Genomic DNA, 10,447 nt, shown 5'->3' with positions numbered 1-10,447 from the left:
CACGATAGCCCAGCCCCTGGACCAGCGGCCGAGTACACTCGGGAGACCGCGTGAGGGACGCGGGGCGCCGTTCGGCGTCGTCGAAGCGCCGACCTCGGTCGGCGTCGAGGGAGGACCGGCCCCGGCCGGGCATGACGTGCACATCCTGATCTGCAACTGGCGAGACACCCGCAACCCCGAGGGCGGCGGGTCGGAGCTCTATGTCGAGCAGATGGCCCGTGGCCTCGTCGCGCGCGGGCACCACGTCACCATCGCCTGCGCCAAGCACCCCGCGGCGGCGGACGACGAGGTCGTCGACGGTGTGCGCTACGTCCGTCGGGGCACCAAGCTCGACATCTACCTCGTCACGGTGCTGCGCCTGCTCCTGCGTCGCTACGGTCGGGTCGACCTCGTGGTCGACGTGCAGAACGGCCTGCCGTTCTTCACCCGCCTGGCCACCCGCCGACCGGTCGTGGTGCTCGTGCACCACGTGCACCGCGAGCAGTGGCCCGTCGTGTACCCGGGGGTCGTCGGCCGCCTGGGCTGGTGGATCGAGAGCCGACTCTCGCCGCGGCTGTACCGGCGCAGCCGGTACGTCACGGTGTCCGAGGCCAGCCGACGTGAGCTCGTCGAGCTGGGTGTCGACGACGACCGGATCACGGTCGTCCACAACGGCACCGCCGCGCCGCCGCAGGTTCGTGCCGGCCGCAGCGAGCTCGCCCGGCTCTGCGTCCTCGGACGGCTGGTCCCGCACAAGCAGGTCGAGCACGCCGTCGACGCCCTCGAGGCCGTGCGGACGAGTCATCCCGGCGCCACGCTCGACGTCGTCGGCGACGGATGGTGGTCCGAGGAGCTGCACGACTACGTCGCACGACGTGGGCTCACCGACGCCGTCACGTTCCACGGCCACGTCGACGACCTCCGCAAGCACGAGCTCCTCGCCGAGGCCTGGGTGATGCTGCTCCCCTCGCTCAAGGAGGGCTGGGGCCTGGTCGTCGGCGAGGCCGGGGCCCACGGCACCCCCACCATCGCCTACCGGTCGGCCGGCGGGACGACCGAGTCGATCGACCACAAGGACTCCGGACTTCTCGTCGACGACCACGACGAGCTGGTCGCGGCGACGTGCGAGGTCGTGGGCGACGTCCAGTGGCGGACCTTCCTCGGCGAGGGTGCGCGGGCGAAGTCGGCGACCTTCACCTGGCCGGGGGCGCAACAGCGCTTCGCCGACGTGCTGGACGGCTGAGCACCCACCACGACGAAGAGGGCCCGATCCTCACGGACCGGACCCTGTCGGACGAGCGGCGAAGGCCGTCCCGTCGGAAGTTCGTCAGTTGTTGCCGTAGTTGACGTTCGACGTCTCCACCGGCTCGGTGCCGGCACTCTGCTGAGACTGGACGACGCCGACAGCGGTGGCCGCTGCCAGACCGCACCCGACGAAGAAGGCGACGATGCCGCCGATGGCTGAAGTTCCCACAGTGATGTCCTCCCTCAAGACGTCACCATGTTACCAGCCGGTCGGGGTCAGGGCGCGAACCTCGCTGCGCCTACCCTGGGCGGTGCCATGACGACCTCCACGCGCCGGCGAGCGCCCCTCCTGCGCGCGACCCGTCCGCGCCAGTGGACCAAGAACCTCCTCGTGCTCGCGGCACCCCTCGCTGCCGGGGTGCTGACCGACGGAACCGTGCTCCGATCGGTCTCGACGGCCCTGGTGGCCTTCACGGCGTGCGCCGCGGCCGTGTACCTGCTCAACGACGTGGTGGACGTCGAGGACGACCGTCGTCACCCCCGCAAGCGTCACCGTCCGGTGGCGTCCGGGGAGCTGTCGAGGTCGACGGCCGTCGTCTCCGCGGCCGTGCTCGCCGTGGCAGGAGTGGGACTCGCCGTCGCCGTGCGACCCATGCTGGCCGTGGTCCTTCTCGTCTACCTCGTCGTCCAGGTGGCGTACGCCTACTGGCTCAAGGACCAGCCGGTCCTCGACCTCGCCGTCGTCTCCTCGGGGTTCCTGCTGAGGGCGATCGCAGGGGGCGTCGCCGCCGACGTGCCCCTGTCGCAGTGGTTCCTCCTCGTCGCCTCGTTCGGATCGCTCTTCATGGTCGCGGGCAAGCGGTACTCCGAGCTGCTCGGTGTCGGCGCCGAGGGGGGCACCCGGCCGTCGCTCGCGCTCTACTCGGAGTCCTACCTGCGCTTCGTGTGGAGCACGGCCGCGGCCGTCGCCGTCACGGCGTACTCGTTGTGGGCCTTCGAGATCCCCTCCGACGCCACGGTGAACTGGCAGGCCCTCTCCATCGCGCCCTTCGTGCTGGGCATGCTGCGCTACGCGGTGGACATCGACCGTGGCCTCGCCGGGGAGCCCGAGGACGCGGTGATGCGCGATCCCGTGCTGCTCGTCCTGGCCGCGGCCTGGATCGTGCTCTTCGCCGTCGGGGTCTACGTCTCGTGACGCCGCGCAGCCTGACCGGCTGGGGCCGGACCATGCCGACGGTCTCGACCGTCGAGACGTGCCGGTCGGTCGCCGACGTCCGGTCCGCCCTCGGGGCCGGCGGTCCACGCGGCGCGATCGCCCGTGGGCTCGGACGCAGCTACGGCGACCCGGCGCAGAACGCCGGCGGCACGGTCCTGGACCTCACCGGCATGGACCGCGTCCTGGACGTCGACGTCGCCGCGGCGACCGTGACGGTGGAGGCCGGGTGCAGTCTCGACCGCCTCATGAGACTGCTCCTGCCGCTCGGTCTGTGGCTCCCGGTCGTCCCCGGGACCCGACAGGTCACCGTGGGTGGCGCCATCGCCGCGGACGTCCACGGGAAGAACCACCACCGCGACGGCAGCTTCGGCAGGCACGTCACCGAGCTCGAGCTGGTGCTGCCCTCCGGCGACGTGCTGACCGTGCGTCCCGACGACGCCGATCCCCGGCTGTTCTGGGCGACGGTCGGCGGCATGGGTCTCACCGGCATCGTCACGCAGGCCACGATCGCCCTGCACCGCGCCGAGACGTCATGGTTCGTGGTCGACACCGAGCGCACCGACGACCTCCGGACCCTGCTGGCCTCACTGGCCGAGCGCGACGCCGCGTACCCGTACTCCGTCGCGTGGTTCGACGCCGCTGCCCGAGGGTCGGCGACGGGCCGTTCCGTCATCACCCGTGGCCGCGCCGCACGGCGAGAGGACCTCGACGCCGCCCGATCCGCGGGCCGTCTCGAGCTGGCCGCTCCCCAGCTGGGCCGTTTCCCGCTCGTGCCCCCCACGAGCCTGGTGAACCCGGTGACGGTCCGCGTCTTCAACGAGCTCTGGTTCCGCAAGGCGCCGCGGCACCGGGTCGACGAGCTGCAGGACGTGACCCAGTTCTTCCACCCGCTCGACGTGGTCGCCGACTGGAACCGGGTCTACGGGCCCCGAGGCTTCGCCCAGTACCAGTTCGTCGTGCCGTTCGGCGCCGAGTCGGCGCTGCGGGACATGGTCACGACGCTCGCGGCGTCCGGTCACGCCTCCTTCCTCAACGTCCTGAAGCGGTTCGGCGCTGCCGACCCGGCCCCGCTGTCGTTCCCGACCCCGGGATGGACGGTCGCGGTGGACCTGCCCGTCCGACGAGGTCTCCAGCCCCTCCTGGACCGGCTCGACGGGATCGTCGTCGACGCCGGAGGACGCCTGTACCTGGCGAAGGACTCGCGCACCTCGGCGGCCACGCTGTCTCGGATGTACCCCCGGCTCGACGAGTTCCGCGCCGTGCGTGACACCGTCGACCCCCGACGCGTCCTGCGCTCGGACCTGTCCCGCCGACTCGACCTGTGAGGCCCTCGTGATCAACGCCCTCGGCATCCCCACCTCCGTCCTGCTGCTCGGAGGCACGTCCGACATCGCGATGGCCACGGCCGAGGCGTGGGCGCGTACCTCGCCCGGTCTCGAGGTGACGCTCGCCGCCCGACCAGGTGAGCGGCGCGACGACGCGGTCGAGCGGCTCCGCGCCCGCGGGTGCGTGGTGACCCCGGTCGACTTCGAGGCGGCCGACACCTCGAGCCACGCTGCCGTGGTCGACGCGGTCCCCGGCGACGTCGACGTCGCCCTGGTGGCCTTCGGGGTGCTCGGTGACCAGGAGCGCGCCTGGACGGACGTCGGTCTCGCGCACGAGATCGCGACCGTGAACTACGTCGCCGCCGTGACGGTCGGGGTGGCGCTCGGGGCACGGATCCGGCGTCAGGGACACGGTGTGGTGGTGGCGCTGTCCAGCGTCGCCGGTGAGCGGGCACGCCGCTCGAACTTCGTCTACGGCTCGAGCAAGGCCGGGATGGACACGTTCTACACGGGCCTCGGGGAGGCCGTGCGCGAGCACGGCGGGCGGGTCGTCGTGGTGCGTCCGGGATTCGTGCACTCGACGATGACGCACGGACTCGAGCCGGCTCCCCTGGCCACGACGCCGGAGGCCGTGGCTGCGGCGATCGTCGACGCGGTCCGGGATGGTCGGGAGCAGGTGTGGGTGCCCAAGCCGCTCCGAGGCGTCATGTCAGGGCTCCGGCACGTGCCGCGGCCGCTGTTCCGCCGGCTGCCCCTCTGAGCCGCGGCTCGACGTCAGGAGGCCCCCCAGGCGACGGGCCGCGCCGGTGGCGCTGCCCGCGAGGGCTGCGCCCACCACCACGGCCCACACCACCCAGACCGCGGTCATCACGGCCCGGTCCGTGTCGTCGACCCCGACCTCCTTCGCACCCTCGACCGCGTACACCCGCAGGTCGGTGCCACCCAGGAGCTCCAGGCCCCGCACCGACCGGGCGGCACGATCGGCGTCGGGAGCCGTGGTGTCGAGCACGACGAGCCCGATGCCGAGCCGCGCCAGCGCGCGGGGCACGTCGTCGGACGCCAGGGCGCGTCGCACGGCGGCGGCCCGCGGGTCCTCCCCCGCGACCGTGCGGCCGGACACGACGAGCCGGTCGTCGGTCACCGTCGGCCGGTCGAAGAAGCGACCCGCCGGGTCGAGCACCGGGCGGCCCGCGTTCCACGAGGGCGCACGGTAGGCGGTGAAGGGCAGCACCGCGAGGTCGCCCTGCACCGTCGACCGCTCGACGACCAGCCGTGCGGTCTCCCACGACCTGGGGTACTGCACGGGCTCCAGGCGGCCCCCGATCCCGTCGGCCAGCGCGGGGACGACGGCCAGCGGCAGCAGCAGGCCTGCGACGGCCGGTGCCGCCGCGAGCCCGCGCGGCCGGGACAGGGCCACGAGCCGGTCGGCGCCGAGGCCGAAGCCGACCACCAGTGCGGGGGCCACGAGTGCGAGGTAGCGGGCCCCGTCGCGGAGCACCGCCGCCGGCCCGAACGCAGCCACCAGGTCCGCCAGGGCCGTCGGCGCGAGCCACCCGGTGAACGCGACGGCGAGACCGGCCACCGCCACCAGGAGCACGGCGACGAGGTCGGGACGAGCGGTCCGGGCCAGCACACCCAGCCCGAGCAGGGCCAGGGCCCACACCGTCACCGTCAGGACCACCACGAGGGTCGATCCCCGGCCCTCGGGCACGACGTCGGCGTTCCAGATGCCCCCGAGCGAGAACGCCGTGCCGACGTGGCCGAGCAGTCCTTCCGAGCGCAGCGCGAAGGCCTCGACGCCGCCGGGGTCCGCCCGCACCGATCCGCGCAGGAACGACGAGACCAGCCACGGTGCGTTGAGCAGCGCCGCCAGCACGGTGATCCGCACCAGACCGAACCGCGCACCGGCGAGGACGGCGACCGCGAGACCCATGAGCCCGCCTGCGGGCGTGAGCGCGGTCCCGGCCAGCGCCAGGACGACCGTGCGCAGCCGTGGGTCGTCGCGGCGCAGCTCGGCCACGAGCCACAGGATCGCCGCGTAGCCGAGCAGCATGGGCCACTGGCCGATGGCCAGCCGCTCCAGCACGTACGGGTTCCAGATCGCGATCGTCGCCGCGGCCGTGCGCCCGGCGAGGCCCGCCGTCGCGACCAGCCGGGCGCCGCCCACCCCAGCGAGGAACAGGGCACCGAGCAGGACCAGTCTCTGGACGAGCTGAGGGTCCACCACCGCCCCGAGCACGGCCACCACGGCGTCGGAGGGCACGGCGCGCGGCAGGGCCGAACCGAGCCCCCACAGGTCCGGACGCCCCAGGTCCAGACGCGGGACCCAGACCATGTCGTAGGACAGCACGAAGCCCGGCCGGAACCAGGGCAGCCCCACGAGCACCGCCAGCAGCAGGCTCCACTGCAGGACGATCGTGCGGCGCCACGCGGCCATGTGCCTCCCTTGTCGAGGACAGACTAGGTGAGCAACCTCCCCCCGCCGGACGATTCGGCGAGGCGCGGGAACCAGGCCGTCGCTAGGGTTGCCCGGTGACGAGCACCAGCCACCGCCTCTCGAGCGGATCGACGGTGGCGCTCGGCATGATGGGGATGAACGTCGCGATCTACGGGTTCACCGTCGCGGCCGCCCGCAACCTGGTGCCTGCCGAGCTCGGCGCCCTGGTGGCCCTCCTCGGCATCCTGCTCATGGGCAACGTGGTGTCGCTCGGCATCCAGGCCGTCACGGCGCGGCGCATCGCCGTGGCCCCCGACGATCGCGCCGACGTCGTCGGCGTCGTGGTGCGGGTGACGGCCGCCGCAGCGCTCGCGGTGGGCGCCGTCGTGGCGCTGCTTTCGGTGGTGCTGGTGCCGTTGCTGCGCCTCGACTCGCCGTGGCCGATCGTCCTCGCCGGGCTGACCCTCGTGCCCCTCACCGTGATGGGCGCGCAGGCCGGGGTCGCGCAGGGCTCGGAGCGGTGGGGGTCGCTCACGGCGATCTACCTCGCGAACGGGCTCGGCCGCCTCGTCCTCGGGACGGCGGCCCTCCTCGTGGAGCCCTCGGCGACGTCGGCGATGGTGGGCATCGCCCTCGGTGCGTGGGTGCCCGTCCTGGTGGGCGCCCCGCTCCTGCGCGGCCACGTGCTGCACCCGCGCGGGATCAGCCGCCGCCCGCTCGTGCGCGAGGCCGTCCTCGGCTCGCACGCGCTGCTCGCCTACTTCGTGCTGAGCAGCCTGGACGCCCTGGTGGCCCGCAACCGGTTCGAGGCCGGCGAGGCCGGGCTCTACGCGGCCGGGCTCATCCTCTCGAAGGCCGCCCTGTTCGCCCCGCAGTTCGTCAGCGTGGTCCTGTTCCCCGACCTCGCGCGCGACGAGACCCGCCGGGCCCGGACCCAGGCGGTGCTGGCCGTGGCGGGCCTCGGAGCCGTGGCCGTCGCCGCGACGGCACTGCTGCCACGACTCGCGCTCGTGCTCGTCGGCGGCGAGCAGTACGAGGAGATCGCCGGCCGCCTGTGGCTCTTCGCCCTCGCCGGGTCCTGCCTGGCCGTCGTGCACCTGCTGGTCTTCGACGCTCTCGCCCGCCACGCGCACGGAGTGGTCGTGCTCGTGTGGGCCGGCGCCGCCGTGGTGGTGGGCGTCGCCTACGGGCTCGACGTGCACCTGACCGGGCTGGTGACCACCGTGGCCTCGGTCTCGGCCGTCCTGGCGGTCATCGTCTGGTTCGTCCCGGGGCGGACGACCACCCAGGACCACTGACGGTCCTCCACCCCGCGAGGGGCCACGCAGGGTTCAGTGCGCGGCCTCGTGCCACGTGCGTCCGGTGCCGACCGACACGTCGAGCGGGACGGACAGGTCGGCCGCCGCGGCCATCTGCTCACGGACCAGCGCCTCGAGCGTGTCGCGCTCCCCGGCGGCGACCTCGAGCACGAGCTCGTCGTGGACCTGCAGCAGCAGCCGCGACCGCAGGCCCTGCTCGCGCAGGGCGGCGTCGACGCCGAGCATGGCGACCTTGATGATGTCGGCCGCGGACCCCTGGATGGGAGCATTGAGGGCCATGCGCTCGGCCATCTCCCGCCGTTGGCGGTTGTCGCTCACCAGGTCGGGCAGGTAGCGGCGTCGGCCGAGGATCGTCGCGGTGAAGCCGGTCTGGCGGGCCTCCTCGACGACGCCGTGCAGGTAGTCGCGCACCCCGCCGAAGGTCTCGAAGTAGTCGTCCATGAGGCCCTGCGCCTCACCAGTGGAGATCTGCAGCTGCTGGCTCAGCCCGTAGGCCGAGAGCCCGTAGGCCAGGCCGTAGTTCATGGCCTTGATGCGGGCCCGCAGCCCACCGTCGATGTCGGTGGGCTCGCGCTCGAAGACCTTGGCCGCCATGACGGTGTGGAAGTCGTGGCCCGACCGAAACGCCTCGATGAGGTCGGCGTCCTCGGACAGGTCGGCCATGATCCGCATCTCGATCTGGCTGTAGTCGGCGGTCAGGAGCGTCTCGTAGCCCTCGCCGACGGTGAAGGCCTCGCGGATGCGTCGGCCCGACTCGGTGCGGATCGGGATGTTCTGCAGGTTCGGGTCGGCCGAGCTGAGCCGGCCCGTGGCCGCGATGGTCTGGAAGTAGGTCGTGTGGATGCGCCCGTCCGGCTGCACGGTCTTCTGCAGACCCTCGACGGTCTGCCGCAGCCGGGTGACGTCGCGGTGCGCGAGCAGGTGCTCGAGGAACGGGTGCTCGGTCTTGACGAACAGCTGCTGCAGCGCCTCTGCGTCGGTGGTGTAGCCGGTCTTGGTGCGCTTGGTCTTGGGCATGTCGAGCTGGTCGAAGAGCACCTCCTGCAGCTGCTTCGGCGAGCCGAGGTTCACCTCACGGCCGATCGCTGCGTAGGCCTCGTCGGCCGCGGCCACCATGCGCTCGGTGAACTCGGCGTGCAGCGCGTCGAGGTGGTCGGTGTCGACCGCGATGCCGGCGGTCTCGGCCCGCGCGAGCACGTCGACGAGCGGCAGCTCCAGGTCGTCGAGCAGGCCGAGGGACTCCTGCTGCTCCAGCTCCTCGCGCAGCACGGTCCAGAGGTCGAGGGTGGCGCGTGCCCGCTGCGCGGCACCCTCGGCGCCGGCCGTGTCGTCGTCGAACGCGAGCTGCCCGGAGTCGTCGCTCACCGCGATGTCGCGCTTGAGCGAGCGCAGGGCGAGGTCGGCGAGGTCGTAGGAGCGCTGGTCCGGACGCACCAGGTAGGCCGCGAGCGCCGTGTCGGCGACGAGGCCCTGCATCGTCCAGCCCTGCGCGGCGAGCGCGTGCAGCTGCCCCTTCGCGTCGTGCATGACCTTGGGCCGGGCCGGGTCGGCCAGCCAGCCCTGGAGGGCGGCGTCGTCGTCGGGTCCGAGGGACTCCGGGGACAACGAGACGGCGCGGCCGCCGGGCGTGGCGATCGTGACGGTGTCGACGCGGGGGCCGACGGGTCGCAGGACTCCCGCCACCTCGACGCCGACGGCCTCCTCGCCCAGGTGCTCGTCGATCCAGGCCGCGAGCCCGCCCTCGCCCGGCAGGTCGACCTCGACCTCGACCGAGGCCGCGTCGGTGGTGGCCTCGTCGCCGCCACCGAGGTACTCGAAGAGTCGCGTGCGCAGCGCGGCGAACTCGAGCGCGTCGAAGACCTGGTGGATGGCGTCGCGGTTCCACTCGGTGCTGAACGCCAAATCGGCCGGCTTGGCCGGGAGTTCGAGGTCGCGGACGAGCGCGTTGATGCGCCGGTTGCGCAGGACGGAGTCGAGGTGCTCGCGCAGCGACTCCCCCGCCTTGCCGGGCACCGCGTCCACGTCGGCGACGAGCGCCTCGAGGGAGCCGTGCTGGTTGATCCACTTGGCGGCGGTCTTGGGACCCACGCCGGGGACGCCGGGGAGGTTGTCGCTCGTCTCGCCCACCAGGGCGGCGATCTCGGGGTAGTGCTCGGGCGTGACGCCGTACTTCTCCTCGACAGCCGCCGGGGTCATGCGGGCGAGGTCGGAGACACCCTTGCGCGGGTACAGCACCGTGGTGGTGTCGGTGACCAGCTGGAGGGCGTCGCGGTCGCCGGTGCAGATCAGCACCTCCATGCCGGCGGCCTGCGCCTGGGTGGCGAGGGTGCCGATGATGTCGTCGGCCTCGAAGCCGTCCTTCTCGAAGCTCGTGATCCCGAGGGCGGCGACCACGTCCTTGATGAGCGTGACCTGCCCCTTGAACTCGTCGGGGCTCTTGGCGCGGTTGCCCTTGTACTCGGCGTACTCCTCGGTGCGGAACGTCCGGCGCGAGACGTCGAACGCCACGCCGACGTGCGTGGGCTGCTCGTCGCGCAGCACGTTGATGAGCATCGAGGTGAACCCGAACACCGCGTTGGTGTGCTGGCCCGTGGTGGTGGAGAAGTTCTCCACGGGGAGGGCGAAGAAGGCACGGTAGGCGACGGAGTGACCGTCGATCAGCAGCAGTCGATCCACGCGCTCGACTCTAGACGCTCGGACCGACACGGCTCGGGGTGCGGGGGCGGGCGATGGCGGCCACCGGTGGTGCGCGCGTCTCGGGCCTGCTGCGGCGCCGGTCGCGGTCATCGCGCAGCTGCTCGGTGCAGCACCTGCGGGGCTTCGGTGAGCTGCTGCGGTGCCTGCGAGGGCCTCGGCTCGCTGCCGCGTCGCCCGCCGGAGCTTCGGCTCGCTGCTGCGCTGCCGCGGCTCGCGCCCCGATCGGTCT

8 protein-coding genes are annotated in these 10,447 nt (G+C 72.9%); 5 read left to right on the top strand and 3 right to left on the bottom strand.

Annotated elements, in window-relative coordinates:
- Nucleotides 1–136 precede the first annotated feature (136 nt).
- Complete coding sequence (locus ASF38_RS12675) at nt 137–1,222, top strand: glycosyltransferase family 4 protein (protein ID WP_056576426.1); 1,086 nt, start codon at nt 137–139, stop codon at nt 1,220–1,222.
- An 84-nt stretch (nt 1,223–1,306) separates the two neighbouring features.
- Here ASF38_RS12675 and ASF38_RS17615 read toward each other — a convergent pair whose 3' ends face one another.
- Nucleotides 1,307–1,453: a hypothetical protein gene (locus tag ASF38_RS17615; protein WP_156364839.1), complete on the bottom strand. Its 147-nt coding sequence runs from the start codon at nt 1,451–1,453 to the stop codon at nt 1,307–1,309.
- A gap of 87 nt (nt 1,454–1,540) precedes the next feature.
- On the opposite strand from ASF38_RS17615, the gene ASF38_RS12670 reads away from it, so the two are divergent.
- The 3 genes from ASF38_RS12670 to ASF38_RS12660 are packed head-to-tail and all read left to right on the top strand — an operon-like array spanning nt 1,541 to nt 4,525.
- Nucleotides 1,541–2,419, top strand: a complete 879-nt coding sequence (locus ASF38_RS12670) for a decaprenyl-phosphate phosphoribosyltransferase (RefSeq protein WP_056576421.1) — start codon at nt 1,541–1,543, stop codon at nt 2,417–2,419.
- Entirely contained in the window at nt 2,416–3,765 is a 1,350-nt protein-coding gene (locus ASF38_RS12665; RefSeq protein ID WP_235493023.1) for an FAD-binding oxidoreductase, read from the top strand. The genes ASF38_RS12670 and ASF38_RS12665 overlap by 4 nt, the downstream gene beginning before the upstream one ends.
- Before the next feature lie 7 nt (nt 3,766–3,772).
- Nucleotides 3,773–4,525: a decaprenylphospho-beta-D-erythro-pentofuranosid-2-ulose 2-reductase gene (locus tag ASF38_RS12660; protein ID WP_055965883.1), complete on the top strand. Its 753-nt coding sequence runs from the start codon at nt 3,773–3,775 to the stop codon at nt 4,523–4,525.
- On the opposite strand, the gene ASF38_RS12655 is transcribed toward ASF38_RS12660, so the two are convergent.
- A complete protein-coding gene (locus tag ASF38_RS12655) occupies nt 4,475–6,202 on the bottom strand; it encodes a hypothetical protein (protein WP_056576418.1) in 1,728 nt (575 codons plus the stop codon). The two genes, ASF38_RS12660 and ASF38_RS12655, sit on opposite strands and share 51 nt — an antisense overlap.
- 95 nt (nt 6,203–6,297) lie before the next feature.
- Here ASF38_RS12655 and ASF38_RS12650 point away from each other — a divergent pair, with 95 nt between their 5' ends.
- On the top strand, nt 6,298–7,500 hold the full coding sequence (locus tag ASF38_RS12650) for a hypothetical protein (RefSeq protein WP_055965879.1): 1,203 nt from the start codon (nt 6,298–6,300) through the stop codon (nt 7,498–7,500).
- Nucleotides 7,501–7,533: 33 nt separating this feature from the next.
- On the opposite strand, the gene polA is transcribed toward ASF38_RS12650, so the two are convergent.
- On the bottom strand, nt 7,534–10,197 hold the full coding sequence (gene polA / locus ASF38_RS12645) for a DNA polymerase I (protein ID WP_055965877.1): 2,664 nt from the start codon (nt 10,195–10,197) through the stop codon (nt 7,534–7,536).
- Nucleotides 10,198–10,447 lie beyond the last annotated feature (250 nt).

Source organism: Aeromicrobium sp. Leaf272 (genome assembly GCF_001422865.1).
Lineage (GTDB): Bacteria > Actinomycetota > Actinomycetes > Propionibacteriales > Nocardioidaceae > Aeromicrobium.
Note: the sequence above shows the minus strand (reverse complement) of the source record. Positions and strands in the feature narration are given on the sequence as shown.

Bases quoted from the DNA above. Each gene is read 5' to 3' on its own strand.
- ASF38_RS12670 (WP_056576421.1), top strand. From the start codon at position 1,541: ATGACGACCTCCACGCGCCGGCGAGCGCCCCTCCTGCGCGCGACCCGT.
- ASF38_RS12655 (WP_056576418.1), bottom strand. From the start codon at position 6,202: ATGGCCGCGTGGCGCCGCACGATCGTCCTGCAGTGGAGCCTGCTGCTG.